At 57.9% G+C, this 17029-nt stretch carries 17 protein-coding genes and 2 pseudogenes; 12 read left to right on the top strand and 7 right to left on the bottom strand.

Translation table 11 applies throughout. From position 1 onward, the window contains the following. Nucleotides 1–468 precede the first annotated feature (468 nt). Entirely contained in the window at nt 469–1293 is an 825-nt protein-coding gene (locus V8352_RS19265; RefSeq protein WP_336425911.1) for a GGDEF domain-containing protein, read from the bottom strand. A gap of 100 nt (nt 1294–1393) precedes the next feature. Continuing rightward, the gene (locus V8352_RS19260; RefSeq protein ID WP_336425910.1) at nt 1394–2194 is read right to left on the bottom strand and encodes an alpha/beta fold hydrolase; all 801 of its coding nucleotides are present in this window, start codon (nt 2192–2194) and stop codon (nt 1394–1396) included. Nucleotides 2195–2590: 396 nt separating this feature from the next. On the opposite strand from V8352_RS19260, the gene tnpA reads away from it, so the two are divergent. The 3 genes from tnpA (at nt 2591) to V8352_RS19245 (ending at nt 6090) form a co-directional block, all read left to right on the top strand. Next, nucleotides 2591–2995, top strand: a complete 405-nt coding sequence (tnpA, locus tag V8352_RS19255) for an IS66-like element accessory protein TnpA (protein WP_336425909.1) — start codon at nt 2591–2593, stop codon at nt 2993–2995. Further along, nucleotides 2992–3378, top strand: coding sequence for an IS66 family insertion sequence element accessory protein TnpB (gene tnpB, locus V8352_RS19250; protein WP_336425908.1), 387 nt, complete (start codon nt 2992–2994; stop codon nt 3376–3378). Before tnpA ends, tnpB begins: the two co-directional genes overlap by 4 nt. Nucleotides 3379–5550: 2172 nt before the next feature. Continuing rightward, complete coding sequence (locus tag V8352_RS19245; RefSeq protein WP_336425907.1) at nt 5551–6090, top strand: BLUF domain-containing protein; 540 nt, start codon at nt 5551–5553, stop codon at nt 6088–6090. Between the two features lie 69 nt (nt 6091–6159). Here V8352_RS19245 and V8352_RS19240 read toward each other — a convergent pair whose 3' ends face one another. Then, a complete protein-coding gene (locus tag V8352_RS19240; protein WP_336425906.1) occupies nt 6160–6867 on the bottom strand; it encodes an SDR family oxidoreductase in 708 nt (235 codons plus the stop codon). A gap of 296 nt (nt 6868–7163) precedes the next feature. Here V8352_RS19240 and V8352_RS19235 point away from each other — a divergent pair. Further along, a pseudogene (locus V8352_RS19235) lies at nt 7164–7490 on the top strand (transposase); the annotation flags it as partial. 233 nt (nt 7491–7723) lie between these two features. Then, entirely contained in the window at nt 7724–8092 is a 369-nt protein-coding gene (locus tag V8352_RS19230) for a hypothetical protein (RefSeq protein ID WP_336425905.1), read from the top strand. 149 nt (nt 8093–8241) lie between these two features. Here the strand turns inward: V8352_RS19230 and V8352_RS19225 are convergent. Further along, nucleotides 8242–8355 (bottom strand): annotated as a pseudogene (locus tag V8352_RS19225) (lipoyl(octanoyl) transferase LipB); the annotation flags it as partial. 342 nt (nt 8356–8697) lie between these two features. Here V8352_RS19225 and V8352_RS22035 point away from each other — a divergent pair. Continuing rightward, nucleotides 8698–9087 carry a DUF6950 family protein gene (locus V8352_RS22035; protein WP_442971072.1) on the top strand — a complete coding sequence of 130 codons (390 nt, stop codon included), beginning with the start codon at nt 8698–8700 and terminating at the stop codon, nt 9085–9087. Beyond that, a complete protein-coding gene (locus V8352_RS22030) occupies nt 9050–9196 on the top strand; it encodes a DUF6950 family protein (protein WP_442971071.1) in 147 nt (48 codons plus the stop codon). The genes V8352_RS22035 and V8352_RS22030 overlap by 38 nt, the downstream gene beginning before the upstream one ends. Before the next feature lie 51 nt (nt 9197–9247). Here V8352_RS22030 and V8352_RS19220 read toward each other — a convergent pair whose 3' ends face one another. Continuing rightward, entirely contained in the window at nt 9248–9928 is a 681-nt protein-coding gene (locus tag V8352_RS19220) for an EF-hand domain-containing protein (RefSeq protein ID WP_336425904.1), read from the bottom strand. A 162-nt stretch (nt 9929–10090) separates the two neighbouring features. Between V8352_RS19220 and V8352_RS19215 the strand changes: the two genes are divergently transcribed. From V8352_RS19215 to V8352_RS19205, 3 genes are all read left to right on the top strand, one after another. After that, nucleotides 10091–10333, top strand: coding sequence for a hypothetical protein (locus tag V8352_RS19215; protein WP_336425903.1), 243 nt, complete (start codon nt 10091–10093; stop codon nt 10331–10333). A 448-nt stretch (nt 10334–10781) separates the two neighbouring features. Continuing rightward, nucleotides 10782–11759 (top strand): sodium-dependent bicarbonate transport family permease, encoded by a 978-nt coding sequence (locus tag V8352_RS19210; RefSeq protein ID WP_336425902.1) that lies wholly within the window; start codon nt 10782–10784, stop codon nt 11757–11759. Between the two features lies 1 nt (nt 11760). Then, on the top strand, nt 11761–12069 hold the full coding sequence (locus V8352_RS19205; RefSeq protein ID WP_336425901.1) for a P-II family nitrogen regulator: 309 nt from the start codon (nt 11761–11763) through the stop codon (nt 12067–12069). Nucleotides 12070–12160: 91 nt separating this feature from the next. Here V8352_RS19205 and V8352_RS19200 read toward each other — a convergent pair whose 3' ends face one another. Both V8352_RS19200 and V8352_RS19195 read right to left on the bottom strand, forming a co-directional pair. After that, nucleotides 12161–13531, bottom strand: a complete 1371-nt coding sequence (locus V8352_RS19200; RefSeq protein WP_336425900.1) for a WG repeat-containing protein — start codon at nt 13529–13531, stop codon at nt 12161–12163. A 270-nt stretch (nt 13532–13801) separates the two neighbouring features. Further along, a complete protein-coding gene (locus V8352_RS19195) occupies nt 13802–14923 on the bottom strand; it encodes a DUF3137 domain-containing protein (RefSeq protein ID WP_336425899.1) in 1122 nt (373 codons plus the stop codon). Between the two features lie 213 nt (nt 14924–15136). On the opposite strand from V8352_RS19195, the gene V8352_RS19190 reads away from it, so the two are divergent. Further along, complete coding sequence (locus tag V8352_RS19190; RefSeq protein WP_336425898.1) at nt 15137–15739, top strand: hypothetical protein; 603 nt, start codon at nt 15137–15139, stop codon at nt 15737–15739. A 550-nt stretch (nt 15740–16289) separates the two neighbouring features. Further along, nucleotides 16290–17000, top strand: a complete 711-nt coding sequence (locus V8352_RS19185) for a potassium transporter TrkG (protein WP_336425897.1) — start codon at nt 16290–16292, stop codon at nt 16998–17000. Nucleotides 17001–17029: the final 29 nt, after the last annotated feature.

Genomic DNA, 17029 nt, shown 5'->3' with positions numbered 1-17029 from the left:
GAACTCTGGCGCGCGGTTGGTCACGTCTGCGATCTCTTCACTGAGGAAGAGTGCTACAACTTCTTCAAGGCGGCAGGTTATGAAACTGATTGAACGCAACCCGCTCTAGCAGATCGATGACCGAGGTGGTGATAATGTTTTTGCGACATCGCATTCCGCAAGTAATCCGTTGATTTCGCTGCATGGAAATATTTGTTCGTCTACAAATCAAGGTGTTGACGGCATTCGGGCGTGTTTCGTGGTTCACCCGAAGCGGTGTTTGTCAAAGGTGTTGTCCGCCGATTTCATGCAGCGTCTCTAATTTCAGGGGCGCTGCGTTCGGGTTCGGGGTTCAACCAGACGGGTCCGGCTGGGTGCCCGTTGCGGGCTCTGCCTGACCAGCGTTCCAGGTTTTGGGCGCGTGCGTTTGCATAGAGAATGGCACCAAGATGACGTTGGTCCCACGAAAACTATCGTCACCAGACAGCATCAGTCGAAGGGCATTACCAACCCATCTCTCTCGACCATCGAGCGGTTACGCCCAAGGTCTTTTGCCTGGTAGAGCGCGCGATCCGCGGCTTTTACAAGATCGCTAAATGACAGGCCCGAGCCGGGCGGGCTACAAACGAGGCCGACGCTCACGGTCACGGGTGCGCAGTCTCCTGTCACGCTGGCCGCAGCTGCGTGAAGTCGCTGGCTGAAAGGACGGGCCTCTTCAGCATTTTCGGTGGCGATTGCGAAGACGAACTCTTCGCCTCCGTATCGGCCTGCGAGTTCATGTGTCCGCATCATTTGCTTGAACGCCACGCCCAGTTGACGCAGCACGTCGTCGCCAGCTTGGTGTCCGTGGGTGTCGTTCACTTCCTTGAACAGGTCGATATCGAGCAGGAGGAGCGTGACTGATGCGCCCTCACGGTCGGCCGCCGAGATCAGCTCAGCAATCCGGCGTCTGAACTCGCGTCGGTTCAACAGGCCAGTGAGATCATCCCGCGTCGCCAATTCCTGGAGCGCGCGCGCCTGCTCCTGAAGTTGATTGCGGGCGGCCAGTACCTCGGCTTGGAGCTGGTCTCGCTTGTCTGCCCGCATGAAGCTCCACAAGACCATGTCTGGATCGTCGCTGTGGACGCAGGCGTTGCCTACCACTGACATGCGCCCGCCAGACCCTGTCATTACGTTCAGCGCGATCTCGTCGCAATACCCCTGGTCGAGCAGAATTGGATAGACGTAGCTGTCGCAGAAGATTCGCGACGCCGGTGTCAGTAAAACATCAAGGCTAAGTCCGAGCAGATCTGCAGACGGTGTCTCTACCTGCACCCCGACACGCGCATTTGCGAAACGGATGATCCGCGCGCCGTCCGTGACCAGACAGCCGACCGGAAAGCGATCGATGCCGAACGGCTCTATTTTCGATGCTTCAGCCAGTGACGAAAGTCCGAATGAACTGCGCGACCTCTGCGGGATGGGTCATGTGAAGGCAGTGGCCATCGGCATCGATCACCTCAAGCTGGCTGTGGGGAAGCTTGTCGTCCACATACCGCCCTACCGAAGGCGCGGCGAGGGCGTCGCGCGCGCTTTGCAGCACCAGGACCCTATGCTGGGCCTGACCGAGGAGATCCCTATGGTCGGAAAGAAAGGTCGCTTCGGCGAAGGTCTTGGCGGTTATAGGATCGGTAGAGCAAAAGCTTTGCGAAAGTTCTTCCGACAGCCGAGAATCGGCCGGTTGCCCGGTGACGAGGGGGGCAAGGTGATGCGCCCAGCCGATGTAATTCCTGTCCATCAGGTCAATGAGTTCCTCGAGATCGCTCCGCTCGAAGCCCCCGGCGTATCCGGGCAGGTTGAGAAAGCAGGGCGAGGGGCAAACCATAACGACGTTGGCGAAGCGCTCTGGCGCATCAGCGGCGGCCATCAGCCCGATTGTGCAACTAACCGAATGCCCAACGAGTGTGGCGCCGTGCAGATCGAGTGCATCGCAAATCTCGCCCAGATCCTCGGCATAACCTTCCAGCTGACCATGCCGGACAGGGTCGAAAGCCGCGATGTCCGAGTCGCCGCTACCTGTGTGATCGAAGAGAACGAGGCGAAAGTCCTCCAGATACGGCTCAAGCCGACTCCACATGTTCTGGTCGCAGCCGAAGCCGTGTGCGAGCACGAGCGCATGCTCGCCATCGCCACGCACAACCACATTGTTCCGGTGCAAACTTTTTTGATGTAGCAAGGCAGGTGCTCCTCAGGTTTGATCGAGGCAAACGTCCGTGTGGGAAGTCTGTTGCGATTGTATTTATATCGGCGTTTGACCTATGCGCTCACAGGAGTGAAGTGACTAACCTCGCCCATCGCCAACCTTTTCGCTATGTGCGGATTCCAGAGGGTTTCGCTGTTGGGCATCGGATTTGCACGAGGTGTGAGAGCGAAGAGTAAATCCAATCCACTGAACCAAGGTGCGCTTCGCCCTGCTCGCAGGAGTCGTTACGTGATGTCCAGGAGGGCAGGCAAGCTGGCCGAATGGTCAGTTCCAAGGTAGGGTCGAAAATTGCCGAAGGGCTGCCTACAGCGTAAGCCTCTGGGGGCGGCCGTCTGATCTTGGCTTCGCTCCGGTGGTAAGTCCGGCCTTATGTCCGACTTTATCAACCGCCCTCAAATCGAAGTTATATCTGCTGCCGATGGTGATCGCCGCCGGTATTGGTCAGATGATGACAAACTGCGCATTGTGGAGGAGAGCTTTATCGGCCACCGCCAAGTGGCAACCACAGCGCGGCGGCATGGCATTTGCCGATCGCTGCTGACAACTTGGCGGCGGCAGTATCGAAACGGTAAACTTGGGTCTTCTCGCCCGGTATCGTTCGCGCCGGTGACCGTGACGAAAGCGCCCGCGCCACAGACCAATTCAGTGGAACCCTGTCCGCCTCCGGGCTGTCAGGTTGAGATAGCCTTGCCGAACGGGCGCCGGCTCATCGTGCCGGTGGGCGTGGAGCCTGAAGCGCTTGCAAGGATCCTGGCAGTGGTGGACGGGCAATGATCGCGTTTCCGGCGGGCGTGAAGGTTTGGATTGCGGGCGGCACCACCGATATGCGGCGGGGCATGAACACGCTGGCGCTACAGGTGCAGGAGGGTCTCGGCCGCGATCCCCATGCGGGCGAGATCTTCTGCTTCCGAGGCCGTAAGGGCGATCTGGTCAAGATCCTGTGGCACGATGGCGTGGGCATGTCGCTCTATCTGAAGCGCCTGGAGGCGGGCAAGTTCATCTGGCCCCTCTCGGCGATGCATGCATCGCCTGCCGGGCAACGGGTAAGCCGGTCTGGCGAGGCGGTGCAGATCTCGGCGGCGCAGTTGGGCTATCTTCTGGAGGGCATTGACTGTCGCAACCCACGCTGGACGCAACATCCTGCAAAGGCTGGATAAATCACGCTGATAGGCCTCTTTTTATTGGTGCAGCGCGATTGCCGATGGTAGATATCTGCCATGTCGAACATCGCTTCCGAACTCATCAGATTACGCGCTGCATTGAGCGGGCCGCCACCATGTATACCCCCAAGCAACCGGCCGATAGAGCCGTTGCCGACGATAGCAAGCAGCCGCGATTGTCGCAGCTGCAACGGCGGTGGCAACTACGTAGATAATGGCCGTCAGGCGACCATAGGGGAGAACGACGTATAAGATGGCGAGCGCCAGGCACAAGCCAGGCCACCAGCGCCAGCTTCTCCGGTGTATTGCCGCAGTGTCGTCATAACCCTCGCCTGCGTCATTAGGGGAGCGCACTGCCTCTTCCCGCATCTGCGTGCCCTTTGTTGGAACTTTATGAAAATTTTTGAAGACTCAACGTATACTTGCGCTCTTGGTAATTACCTACCTGCCTGCATGTCCTGACTGTTTGTTCAGCCCGCTTTCAAGGATGAAACAGGACGCTTGTCAACGGAGCCAGATCCGTTCAGCGGCTTTCCGGTTGACTTCCTCTTAAGCAAGGATGTCGTTTGTGCGCAAGGTTGTATCCAATTTCAGCACGATCCATCTGCGTCTCAATCCAATGCCTGAGCTGTGCTGAACACAGCGGCTTGCCGCGCATGTTGACAAGGCCGCAGACACGGACAACCTGCGCTCTGGCAATTTGAACTGGGTCAGCGCCCGGCCCATGCCCGTGAAGCTTCCTTGAAGGAAGCTCAGCGTCGGTGGAAGCAAGTGGATCAAGAACGACAGATCCTGCCCAAAGACCTGTCATTTCCATATACCAATCAATGTCTTAACATGGACAGCGCACATTATTCCCCGGCCAAATGCTACCCTTGTGATTGGAAAACACTTGCTGCAGGTTAATGATGTGACAATACGACCTACCCTGAACTTGGCCCCGGATGCGTTATTGCGCTCCGGGGTCTTTCTTATTCGAGGGCCAAGCTCATCTTCCCAGCCACCGGCGCAGGGTAGCTCTGAGTGAGGAAGGCTTTGAAGGTGGGTAGGATCGACCAACATCTTCCGGCTCGATCGTCTCGGGATACCAGCATCGCATGTGTTTCAGGCCTTCCCTCCGCGAGCTTTTGGTATCCTTTTTCTTGTTCAGGTGCTTGTCAGTCACTTGGCAGCCTCTTCTCAGTGTACTGGATCTGTATCCCCTGTGACTATGGCTGAACATGGGCTAATTAAAGGAAGTGACTTGGCATGCCCTCTTTGGAAAGCGAAAGGGCGCCGTGGTTCCCGGGTCAAGCTTTAATCAAACTACCTCAAGGAACTTTCGCAATCTTGAACGGAAGAGGCTTAGATTAGTTCCTTTTAAAGTTGTGCTTGCGGGCGATAATAAACCACAGCATAAAATCCACACTATCATACCAACCTACCTCAACTTAGCCCCGGTTGCGCATCAAGCGCTCCGGGGCAACCTTTCCGCTTTATGGATCAGATGATCAGTCAAGATCCTCCTGAGCCATCCAAGTGTACCGGGGCGTGGTTGTGAGACAGCGCTCTGCGCTGGTTAGGCCGCCCTCTTAACCCCCGTGGCGGCTTCGGGTTCAAGGCTTTTTTGCTCGGCCCTGATCTGATTGGGTGTCTTGTACCCGTGGCGCTGCCGAAGCATCAAGCGCCCAGTGCTTCGATCAATGAATGGCTTCTTTTGCCTTGTCGAAGCACGACCTGAGCACCTGCAGCGAAAGTCCGGAAACCGCCCCTTGAGAGGGACGTCAGACCGGTCGAGATCGGCCCAAATCCGGAACTCGAGCGCGGCCAGCTATGCTGCAATGCAGTTTCACGAAAGCGGACCTTGGCTGATGCACCGCCATCTGCCACGACTATCGAAGGTGAATGGGTGCTAATTATTGGGCGCCTTTGGGCATCGGTCATACCGCGTTGCAATACGTCGCCAATCCTTGATTCAGCCAAATATGAGCGGCCCTTTGCCTGAATCTGATTGAACAAAGAATATGAGGAGTAATGTTTGCTTGAAATTGGAGTCCTCTGATGGCAATCCAGTTCGCAACCCGCCCCAGGCCGCCAAAGAGTTTGGGGTAAGCTTGAACAACAAGACGCTGCAGGATCCGTGACGCACTGGCATCCCAACCTGCAGACAAAAAAAAGACAGGCAGGCAGATGACAGATATTATCGGAATCGCATATTGCTCCAAACCGGTTGGCTTTTCGTTCAAAACTGTCGACGAGATACTCACTGTTTCGCAGCGCAATAATCTGCAAGCTGCCCTTACTGGTGCGTTGGTATATGACAACAATAACTACCTCCAGTGGCTCGAGGGCGAGCCACTGGAGGTGCGCGCCGTAGTCGAACGAATATTTCAGGATGATCGGCACACCGACATCAAACTTCTGACGGTGAACAAGCTGAAGGGTCGGTGGTTTCCGGATTGGAATATGACGGCAGCGGTTACGCAAGACGAAACTCTGCGAGGACTCAAACTTGTCCCACATCTGTCGCTTGCGAACTTCGACCCCCAAGATTGGTCCGAAGCAGATATCGTTTCCTTCATGAACGCTCTCAGCGACTATCTGACCCGGCGCCCAGCACCAAAATCTGAACTGATGCCCGACAATGGATCGCAACGCCCACGCCGCGTTGACCCGTTAAGCCATCTTGATCGGCGGTTGAGGAACATTGCTCCAGATACGTTAAGTTAAAGCTCTGCCTGAACCTCAAAAGCTATGTTGGGTCCGACCTTCTGGGGCGGGGATCATAGCGCGCTGAAGTCAACTGAGAAGCCACCCTCCATCAACATCCACCGTCGTGCCGGTTACAAAATCGTTCTTGATCACGAACAGAATCCCCTCCGCCACCTCAGTGGCTGTGCCCGCACGAGGGATCAGGTGGTTTCGGGTCATCTCGTCATAAAGCGCTTCACGTTCGGCACCTTGCGCAGACACCATTGGGGTATCGATGATACCGGGTGAAACCACATTTATACGGATCCGAGGCGCAAACTCACGGGCGACCGCCCGCACCATGGCTTCGACCGCGCCTCCGACAGAGGAAAGTGCACTCTGTCCAGGCTGGCAATTACGCGCTGGCGCGCCAGACACGAGCGTGATCGAACCGCCGTCTGCAACGTGGCTGGCACCATATCTGACGACATTGGCGTATCCCCAGAGCTTGTCGAAGGAAGCCTTGTAGCCCTCCATGTCCATCTCAAGAAAAGGACCGATTGCGCGGTCGCCACCCGTTGCGGAGCTTACCAGAATATCAATGGGACCGATATCAGTCAGCAAGGCCTCGACTGCCGCACCGTCGAGGACATCGCAAGACCGTGTTGTGATCTCAGGAGACCGTTGTTCTGTCTTGGAAGGGTCGCGGCTCACAACTATGACAGATGCACCGCCATCAGCCAACATCTGTGCGGCTGCAAGACCAATGCCCGAAGTGCCGCCAAAGACGACAGCTTTCTTGCCAGATACATTCATGTCTAAATCCTTTCATAACCGAAAATTGGAAGGTGTGTCGGCTGAAATCCCGTTGGAATCTTTAGCCGACACACCCAATTCGAGCCTTTTGCAGCACCATTTCGCTGTTTTGGGGAAGTATCAACTCTCTTCGGCGCTCTAAGCTTTCTGATTGATCTGACCGCGGCCTGGACTTGGCGCTATACGCATGAAAGCCAACAGGTGCTTTATCTGGGTGCACTCGGTTTTGAATACGTGACCGCGATCCAGGACAGGGAAGTTGCTTGGGGGCGAGGATAGACGGTGCCCATACCTGCTTCTACAATCAACGCGACCCCGCCGAGCAGCACATCAAGGAAGGCAAATGCGCCTTCTACTTGACGCGGCGGTCGTGCCGGCGGTTCAGCAACAAGGAGGTCAGGCTGCAACTGCAGGCGCTGGCTTACAACCTGCCTCCCTTGCTATGCGGTGAACTGCCCGAGGCGATGGCCGACTGGTCGCTGGCCAGCCCCAAGCTCGAACTGATCAAAATCGGTGCCCACGTCGTCCGCCACGTCCGTGCCATCACCTTCCAACTGGCCGAGGTTGAGGTCAAAGGCCCGATGGTGCGCGCCATCCTCTTGTTGCGAGCGCCACCGCCATGAACGTCGCAATGAAACTGCCCAAAACCGAACGAAGATGGCAAGGCAGGTCTGCCTGCTGCGCTGAAAAACAGGACAGTCGGGCCGAGATGGGCGCGGGATCCTCGGTGCGTAAAATCGAAAAAAATCAAACTGTTCGGAACGAATGTGATGACTGCCGAGTTGACCCTTCAATAGACGCAAGACACTGCACGACGCCGGGATGCGTTGTGTGAATTGAATTTTAGGAGAATAAAATGACCAACTTTCGCAAATTGAGCACCGCCGCCGCCGCCCTGACACTGGGCACATTCATGTCCACTGGCGCATTTGCTATGACATGCGGCGAGTTCAACGAAATGGATGCCTACGATCAGTTGGGCGCTCTTTCCGAAATGGGCCGTGAAGGCGCTCGGGATCTCGCAACCGGTGAAGATGCCACCGAAGCCGGCATTGGCACCGAACAGGCAGATGCTGATGGTACCATGAACGACAATGAAGGAGGTCGTGAAGCCGCGCGCCAAGATGCACGTGGCGCAGATGTCATGGTCTCCGAAGTCATGCAGCGTTGCCAGGAAGACGATGACCTGATGATCAAGGACGTGATGCACCCCAGCGCGGGCTGAACGTGATAGCGCCAACCCCTATCGTGCGCCAGTCCTGTCCCTTCTGATAGGCACACGATCAGTTGGTGTTGTGACCCGCAATCCTTTTCAGGGTTGCGGGCTTTACTTTTTCGGGAACTCGGCTTTGATCGGATCAGCAGGGTCGCCGAAAATGCCTTGGAATGTAAGTTGTGCAGCGCGACATCGACATCCTCCATGGTGACAGGCAGGCCCAGACAAACCAGGCTTGTGGCACCATGCTGGGTAATGCTGCTCCATCCACATCAGGACAGGGAAGTCACCTTGGGGCGGGGATGACCGGCCCATTAAATCAGGCTTATGAATGTCTTTGACTGAGTTCATGCGGAGCAGCTGAGGATATTGAGCCCGGCACCGTCCCTGCATGTTTGCGATGCTGGGACGATCTTCCGGACAATTCTTGGCAATGATGTCGAGCGCCGTTGGAAGCGCCGTGTCGGCTCCGACGACCTCGCAAAAGCGGCGTTTGGAATACCGGCCGAACCGGCTGCATACCGAGCAGCTGATCTCGACAGTCTCAAAGGGAAAATCAAAAGCGCGCATGCCGAAGGATTGGCGCGCCATGAGTGTCCAGACAAGGATAAAAGATTTTCCGCACAGAGCACTGGGAGCGCCACCTCGCGGAGGCGCTCAATACTGCGCGGGCAAGGCCATTTGTCTGGGGCATTCACGACTGCCCAACCTTCGCGTTCGAGACACGAGTGATCCTGACTGGCGGGGAGGATGTGGCCGCGCTCTGGCGCGGGCGCTACACAACGGCGCTCGGCGGCCAGCGGGTCATGCGCCGCCTCGGCTGGGACTCGCTCGAGGAAATGGCGCGCGCCTTGCTCGGCAAGCCCCGCCCAGCAATGCTTCTGGCACAGCGCGGCGACATCGTACTGGCTGACACCGGCCTCGGCTTCGGCGCNGCGCGCCTTGCTCGGCAAGCCCCGCCCAGCAATGCTTCTGGCACAGCGCGGCGACATCGTACTGGCTGACACCGGCCTCGGCTTCGGCGCCTGCACCGGTGCCTCGACCGTCGACATGACGCCCGAGGGCTTGGTAGCCGTTCCACTCATTTCCTTTCGGCTTGCCTGTCCAGTTTAGCAAGCATGCCTTTCAGGTGATCTGAGCGGCTTGGCTGCTTGAACAAAGAGATCAGTTCTCCTTTTTTTCGTGACCGCCGTCCATCATTCCGCCGGACCTCATACCGTGTTCGGAACTGCCAGAGGATTTCTGCATCATTTCCATCATCATATTCATCCGCTTTTCCTTGCGCTCGATTTGCTCGGCTGGCGCGGTCATTTCCTCGGCGGTTACGGCGCCGTCGCCGTCACTGTCGAGGTGTTGGAAGCGGTCGACCATTGTCTCGCGGATCATGCGGCTGTGAAGAACCTCGAATTCCGAAATGCTGAGGGCGCCGTCGCCGTCCGTGTCATTTTCTTCCAGTAACTTTTGGAGTTGCGTGCGTGCTTCAGCGGCTTCGACCTTGCCGTCATCATTGGCGTCCATCAGGTCATGGAATTGCGGCCCCATCAGCTTCTTGGCGCCCATCATACCGCCACCCTGCATCATGCTTTTGTGCTTGGACATCATTTTTTGATGCGTGGACGCCATGTCGCCGCCCATCATGCCAGAGTCACCGGAAGATTGCTGGCCATGTTGGTTCTGTGCAATAGCAGCGCCGCCCGACAGCATGACCGTTACGGCGAATGCAGTGATATATTCTCGTTTCATTGAATGTTCCTCATAATTTGGACCGACAGGTTCGTCGGGCGGAAGCCCGCTATTGGGACAACCACCAACGTGAGATGTTTGTTCCTGATACTCCCGTGACATGCCGAGGCAGTCCGGCCACTCGACCGATCCAGGTATACTGGACGACAAGATCCTCTAATTGGCTGCCACCCATGCGACGCGGCATCCGTGAGCACCGCAAGAAAGCCCGAACTCACCCAATCTCGCCGGCTTGCCTGGCCAACCTGGTACCGGACACGGCCCATGCCTTTTATTGTCACAGCCGTCACAGCGATTGCGGGGGCGATCAGCGGCGTGCTGGCCGCTGGCGAGATCGGCTCGGCACGGATCCGGATCGGCGGCACGCTGCTTCTGTCCTATGCGTACCAGGCCCTGATGCCGAAGGCCCGGGCCACGCTGCAGCCTCGTACGGTCACGATCCGCGTGCCGGTCGTGCCGCGCGATCTTGTCTATGGCCACACGCGACCGTCATCGAGAAGACGCTGAGTGATGCTGGCGGTCCCTGAGACACCGCTTCCTGCACGTTGCTGACCTTGGTGCCTTGTGCAGCATTGGGGGCGTTGAACCTGAACCGGGAATGGCCGCTTTCCTGTCTTTGACAGGATGCCCTTGCAGATGCAGCGAACTCACACTTTCCGCCCCCTGCGACGGGCACGACCTCGACGACATGGACGGCCCGTTGCGGCCATTGACCATGCCTTCCCAATGCTGCGGTGCGGCCCGTCGAAGCGGCCACTCGTGCATCGCGCAGCATTTCATCGACTGAATCGTCAGTCAGCGGGACAAAGCGAGCTTTCGCTGCGCTGGCACGAACGGCTTTGGTTTGCGCTCAATTATGGCCCCGCATAGATGCTGAACCAAGCATCGTTTCGACGAAACCAGTCTTGGAAAGTTCTAAGCCTCTCACTAATAGAGAGAAAAGCGGAGTTTCCTTATGACCGAAATCTTGGCGCTTGCCAGCGCAAACCTTTTGTCCCCGATCATCTTGTCATTTGCACTTGGTCTTGCTGCTGCGATGGCGCGCTCGGATTTGTCTATCCCCGAAGCGGTCGCGAAAGGCATGTCGATATATTTGCTGTTCGCTATCGGCTTTAAGGGGGGTGCCTCGGTTGCGGATCATGGCGTCGATGCTGGCCTGCTGATGTCGGTTGGGGCGGGTCTTCTTCTATCATTTGGCCTTCCACTGCTTGCCTTTGCTTTGTTGAAGGTGTTCACAAAGTTCTCTCGGCTCGATGCGGCGGCCGTGGCTGCGCATTACGGCTCAATAAGCATTGTGACTTTTGTTGCCGCAACCTCGGTTCTTGAGGGTCGGGCGATTGCTGCAGAGGGCTATATGGTTGCGGTCGCCGCAGCGATGGAGGCACCGGCGATTTTGTCGGCCCTTTGGTTGGTCTCCCGAAATGGATCGGGTGGGCGGATGGAGCCGGGGTTGATGCGCGAGATCATGCTCAATGGCTCTATCGTGTTACTTGTCGGTAGTTTTGTCATTGGAATCGTGACTGGTGAAAAAGGACTGGCCGAAATTGCACCTTTCATAGTCTCTCCCTTCAAAGGCGTTTTATGCCTGTTCCTGCTGGACATGGGGTTGGTCGCGGGACGCGGGTTGAGACAATCGAGAGGAATTTTGGGATTCGGTGCAGTGGCATTTGGTATTGTGATGCCGCTGGCTGGATCAAGCATTGGACTTATCTTGGCAATGATGATCGGGCTGTCCACGGGCGGAGTTGTGCTCTTGATGGTGCTTTCTGCGTCGGCTTCCTACATCGCAGTGCCTGCGGCTATGCGGGTCGCACTGCCAGAGGCAAACCCTGCTCTCTATCTGACACTCTCGTTGGGCGTGACGTTCCCGTTCAATCTCACCTTAGGTATTCCTCTTTACGTGGCCGTGGCCACCCAACTCACCGGAGGCTGACATGCAGATGACGCCCGCGAAACGCGTCGAAATCGTGATTGAAAAGCCACTCGAAGGACGGCTTACCGATGCTCTGAACAAAGCGAACGTTACGGGCTATACGGTTGTGCCCGTCCGCGGAGGCTCGGGCCGATCCGGGCCATGGACGCGTGAAGGTCAGGTTGGCCCTGCCGGAATGGTGATGGTTGTTTGCCTAATCAAGCCTGAGCGATTGGACGGGCTTTTGAAAACCGCCTTTGCAGTGGTTGAGCGTCATATCGGCGTCGTCTCGATCAGCGATACGCTTGTCCTCAGGGCCGAGCGCTTTTGATGTCTAACCGTGACGTTGCGCTGCCATCGGGTGGACAATAAATACACGTCAGAAATTGCCTTTGGGTTTGGCAAGTCGTTGACTGTAGAAGTCATCCTTCCTGCCGCAGCGCAATCTGTCCGTCCGTATCGAGATAGACATAATGCGCATCGTCGTAGTGAGGCAGCCCGCTGGTATAGTACTGCCCCTCACAGGTCTCGCCGTCGTCGGCCACGACGAGACGGACCAGCCCGTTGTGGAACTCGGGCCTTGTGCGCGGGTCGCAAACCTTGATGCCGTCGATGTCATCGGGGACGAAGACCACTTCGCCTTCGGTGTTCACATAGACGAACGCGCGGCTGCCATCCGCTGCTTCCGTCAAGACAGGCGCCAATCCGTCGTGAAAGGCGCCAGCCGAGTCGATGGGGGCCACCCTTGGCTTTGCACCGTCCATACCGGCGAATAGGACGCGCTGAAAGGCGAAGTCGCTGGCGGTCATGAAGGCGCCCTCGAAAGGTGCCGGGGCGACATAGGCCAGTCCTTCCGAGAAGGGTTCCGCGTGATCGAGCGTCCATTTCCTTGGCAACTGCAACTCTCCGTCGGGCGAGATGAAGCCTGCCAGTCCGTCGTCCAAGCTTGCGGGGGCCAGGCCGTCGGAGAAATCTCCAGCGTCGGTAAACTCAGCCCCGATCACGACGGTGCCCTCCGGATCGATCCAGCCATGCAGGTCGTCAGGCGAGGTATCTTCCCGAAACCAGGCAAGGCCCTCCGAGAAGGAGCCAAAGGCGCGAATGTCGCGCGATCGAAGCGCCTCGGGGCCCTCGTCGCGCCAGTAGGTCTTGCCGTCGCGGTCGATGAAGAAGGTCGGTTGCGAACTGTCGGTGAAGATATCTGCCACGGTGCAGCCTTCCGAATACGGCGCGAAAGGCGAAGTTGCCCAGCGTTCCTCGCCGATCGTCTGCACCGAGGCCCCCTCGAACTCCTGCGGGACGATGGAGTTGCCCTCGCGGTCGATGATGCCCCAGCTGTGCTGGCCGCCGACCGCCGCTCGTCCCTCATGGAAGTCCTTGACCCGGTCCCATTGCGGAGAGATTTGCCATGCGCCGTCGCGGTCAACGTAGCCCCATTTCCCGTCTTTCGGCATCGGGTAGAGAGGGTCCCCCGTGGCCTCCACCGGTTGTCCACAGGGCAGCGGGCCTCCGCTGGCTTCCAGAGCGCCGCGCACAGACGCCATGCCCGCCACCTGATCGAACAGCGGTCCGGCGCACTGAGAGACACCGTCGCCCCCCGTCAAGCAACCTTCCAGGGCGCCGAGGACGGTCTCTTCCGATGCGTTATCGGGATCGACTGCGAAAGTCAGGTGCTTGTTCACGAAGGCGGGATTGGGATTTTCGGAAAAGGCGAATGAGATCTGGCAGGCCTCGCCGACCGGCCCAACAATGCTGTATTCCCCTTCCGCACCAAGTCTGCCGGGATCCTGCACGGGAAAGCTGACGGGATCACAGGCCCTGACGGCCTCAATGAAACAGGCTTGGTCGCCGCATGTTGCGTTGGCCTGCGCAAAGGCGCCACTTCCTATGACTGCAAAGCTGATTGCGGTAGGTATGATAATCTTGTGTCGCATGTTGTCCCTTCCAGATGCGGACGGTCATTCAGCAAAGGCCGAACCCTTGCGCGTTTCGCGATGTCTGCTTCGCGGGCTGTTCGAAGGCGATGGTCCCGACGTTGGGGTCGTCTATCTTGCCTCTCTCGATCATGTCTCGGGGTGGTCGCCGTGCAACCGGTCGATGATGCGTCGGACCGTGGCGATGTCGTCGAATACCCCGTGCAGGTCGTCCTCGATCTCGTCCGCGGGAGTGGTCAACTTGCCCAAGGCCAAGAAATCGTCGTCGCGCTGAAGCGCCAGAAAGAACGACTCGTCGTGAAATCCGGCTTCAAGCCCCTTGGCCCCATGACGCCCACCTTCGGACTCGGCGATTTTTACGAAGCTGTCCAAAAACGCGGGTGGCAATAAGTCCCTGGCCATGTCGGGGTTATCGGAATGGACTTGGAACAATTCCTCGAAGGCCGCGTGTCCGGTATCGACCTGGGGCAGGTCTCGCCCCGCGCCGCCGAACATGCTCATCAACTTGTTGCCCATGCCATAGTCACGGGCGATCAGGATGCGCCCCGGGATCGGGTCGGGCACGCCGATCCGCATCAAGAGCCCCTTGAACTGGGTGCGTGATGACCTGTCGCTGTTATCGTTGTCCGCGTTCGTGCTGCTTTGGCTCTTGTCGTTAGTGAGCTTCGCCTCGACGATCTCGAAGGGTACATCGCGGTAGGTTCCTGCCAGCCGGTCGCTGACCTCCGCCTTCGAGAAGGGCCGGATCACGCCCAGTTTCTGCATCCTTTCCAGCGGAAAGCCTTTCAACGCGTTGCGATCATGGGTCAGGTCGCCGAGAAAATCGCAAACCACGGGCATCACGTCCTTGGCGGCCGACCCGCTCCAACTCTCCGCCTGACGTTTCCACAACAGGAAGGCTGCGACGGCACCGAAAGCCAGCGGAACACCGAAGCCCACAAGCGCACCCGCCAGCCCGTCCGAGCCCGAACCGAAAAGCAGGAACAGCACCCCAAGTGTCGCGCCTGCCGCCAGAGCGATCGCGGCGTGACGCTTTGCTGTCGTTAAAACAGTCTGCCGTTCCTGTTCCAGTTCGTTCAGGCGGGGGGCAATGCGCGTCCTGTAGACGGCCGCAAAGCCGGTCTCGATCGGGCTGGATTCGGTAAAATCAGACAATTGCTCCCTCCACGCTATGCGTCTGGCTCGAGCTCCTCTAACCTTCAGCACCGCAACAAACGCAGGAAGGGTTGCACATCGGAAATCGTCAAACAACACGTCGGCCCTTAGAAATGAAAACGTGCTGTCGCGAGGGATGGTAGGAAGCGGTTGAAAAAACGAGACAATGCGGCAAGACTGAGGGTGGAAAGAGGGGCGCTGGCCGCCACGTCCGACCAAGGATGTCACCTTTACCACGCGGGTCTGTGTGTCGAAACGACCCATGGATGACAGTAACGCGACCCCGTCCGCCAACTGATGGAGGGATACATGGCACTTACAAAACCTATACCGATCGCGATCGGATTCGTCATCGCATTGGCGGCCCCCGCCGCCGGGGAGGATGGCGGCACTCTTTGCGGTGTCACGGGCACTGAGGCGCTGGATGCGGTATCGCGTCAGCTCGAGGGGCAATGGGTCAGTGAGGCCAAGGCGGGATATGTGGTGATGGGGCCTATGGTGATGCCCCACGGCGCCAAGGCTTCGGCAGATACTGGGCGTATCGAGATGCGCGACGGACGCCTGACCATCGTTCCTGACAACCCGGAAGGCATTGACCTCGCATTGGATTGGGAAACCGGTGTCGATTGGAGCTTTGGATCGCAGCCATCGCTACCAGATGGAAACACTGCGACAAACGTGCCTGATCTGGATATCGATGACGATGATGTCACGACTGTGGCGGGATGTGACGTGAACGAGCTGCCTCGTCTTGTCGGGGTCGACAGCATGACGGTCGAGGGTGTGTCGATGACCTATACGTTGCGCCTGATCGCGGTTGGCCCGGATCTGCTTTACGGGTTCCAACAGGTGCATGGCGTCGCCGAAGGCCAGCAAATCGTCGAGCGGCGCCCAATCGTGATGCACCGTTGACTCGCTGACCATTCCTGGCGACGTGGTCCGCTTAAAGTGGGTCTTGGCGATACAGCCGCGGTGCGAAGGCGCCATGTTGAGGATTTCGCAACTTGCTCCCAACGGCCGGGAATTGAATTGGCGGCGGCAAATCGTTTAGCCACTGGGTGACCTCACTCGCTCCAGATGGCCCAGACCAGACCAGACCAGACAGTTATTCCAACAAACTGCGCTGCAGCAAGAGCTGTAGCTCACTTGAGGGCCGCCAGATTAATCCTTGGTGACTTTAGATTAGGCATAGATGGCCTGCGGATACCGAGCCTTTGATTGACTTTCGCCCGGAGACCGTTCGGTGTATGCGCGCCTCTTATCTGTGAAGGCTTTCCTTGGGTGCGATAGCGTGCACCTTGGTGAGTGGATGCGCTGCGGCGCTGCATTGCCGGAGAAGATTGTGAACCGACCGCACACACCGCATAAGGCCCACTCTGAGCCTTCACGGCCTTACCTTGGGCTGGACATCCGTCCAGTCGCAGAGATCATCGGCCTTCTTCTTGTGCCAATGGGCGCGCTCATGCTGCCTTCGGCCATTCTCGATGGCATCCACGGCGGTCAAGGGTGGTGGGTGTTCGCGATGTCGGGTTTCCTGACCATGACGTTGGGCACCATCATCTACCTTGCGACCAGAAATCACGGCTCGCAAAACCTCGATATCCGGCAGGCTTTTCTCCTGACGACGGCGCTGTGGGTTCTTCTTCCGCTTGCGGGCGCGATCCCATTTGTCTGGGGTGTGCCGGACGTGCCGCTGACAGATGCCTATTTTGAGGCGGTCTCGGGAATGACCACCACCGGATCGACGATGTTCGTCGGGCTCGACGAGATGCCGAAGGGGGTCTTGCTCTGGCGTGGCATTCTGCAATGGCTGGGCGGCCTTGGTATTGTCATCATCGCGCTCATTTTCATGCCAGTAATGAAAGTCGGTGGCATGCAATTTTTCCGCGCCGAGGGCTTCGACACGCTGGGCAAAGTGCTCCCTCGGGCGTTGGATATCTCGCGCCGCTTGCTTGAAATCTACATCGGTCTGACGGTCTTGTGCGCTTTTGCCTACCGCATTTTCGGCATGACGTGGTTGGAGGCTGTCGTTCATGCGTTGACCACGGTGTCTACCGGCGGATTCTCCACCTCCGATTCCTCATTCGCGCTCTTTTCTGGTCCCTTCTCGTTCCGTGTGGGTAGTCGGGCGCACCGGTGCTTGAGCCGCTCCCATATTTCGTGCCTTCGGTAGGCGCGTCCGACGCGGAGACCTCAGCCATC

Origin of the sequence: Roseovarius sp. D0-M9, from assembly GCF_037083805.1 — a bacterium.
Lineage (GTDB): Bacteria > Pseudomonadota > Alphaproteobacteria > Rhodobacterales > Rhodobacteraceae > Roseovarius.
The sequence above is the reverse complement of the archived record's forward strand: the minus strand, read 5'-3'. Positions and strand labels throughout refer to the sequence as shown.

Bases quoted from the DNA above. Each gene is read 5' to 3' on its own strand.
- V8352_RS19215 (WP_336425903.1), top strand. From the start codon at position 10,091: ATGCCTTTTATTGTCACAGCCGTCACAGCGATTGCGGGGGCGATCAGC.
- tnpA (WP_336425909.1), top strand. From the start codon at position 2,591: ATGTCCGACTTTATCAACCGCCCTCAAATCGAAGTTATATCTGCTGCC.
- V8352_RS22030 (WP_442971071.1), top strand. From the start codon at position 9,050: ATGCTTCTGGCACAGCGCGGCGACATCGTACTGGCTGACACCGGCCTC.
- V8352_RS19190 (WP_336425898.1), top strand. From the start codon at position 15,137: ATGGCACTTACAAAACCTATACCGATCGCGATCGGATTCGTCATCGCA.
- V8352_RS19210 (WP_336425902.1), top strand. From the start codon at position 10,782: ATGACCGAAATCTTGGCGCTTGCCAGCGCAAACCTTTTGTCCCCGATC.
- V8352_RS19230 (WP_336425905.1), top strand. From the start codon at position 7,724: ATGACCAACTTTCGCAAATTGAGCACCGCCGCCGCCGCCCTGACACTG.
- V8352_RS19245 (WP_336425907.1), top strand. From the start codon at position 5,551: ATGACAGATATTATCGGAATCGCATATTGCTCCAAACCGGTTGGCTTT.
- V8352_RS19220 (WP_336425904.1), bottom strand. From the start codon at position 9,928: ATGTCACGGGAGTATCAGGAACAAACATCTCACGTTGGTGGTTGTCCC.
- V8352_RS19205 (WP_336425901.1), top strand. From the start codon at position 11,761: ATGCAGATGACGCCCGCGAAACGCGTCGAAATCGTGATTGAAAAGCCA.
- V8352_RS19240 (WP_336425906.1), bottom strand. From the start codon at position 6,867: ATGAATGTATCTGGCAAGAAAGCTGTCGTCTTTGGCGGCACTTCGGGC.
- tnpB (WP_336425908.1), top strand. From the start codon at position 2,992: ATGATCGCGTTTCCGGCGGGCGTGAAGGTTTGGATTGCGGGCGGCACC.
- V8352_RS19185 (WP_336425897.1), top strand. From the start codon at position 16,290: ATGCTGCCTTCGGCCATTCTCGATGGCATCCACGGCGGTCAAGGGTGG.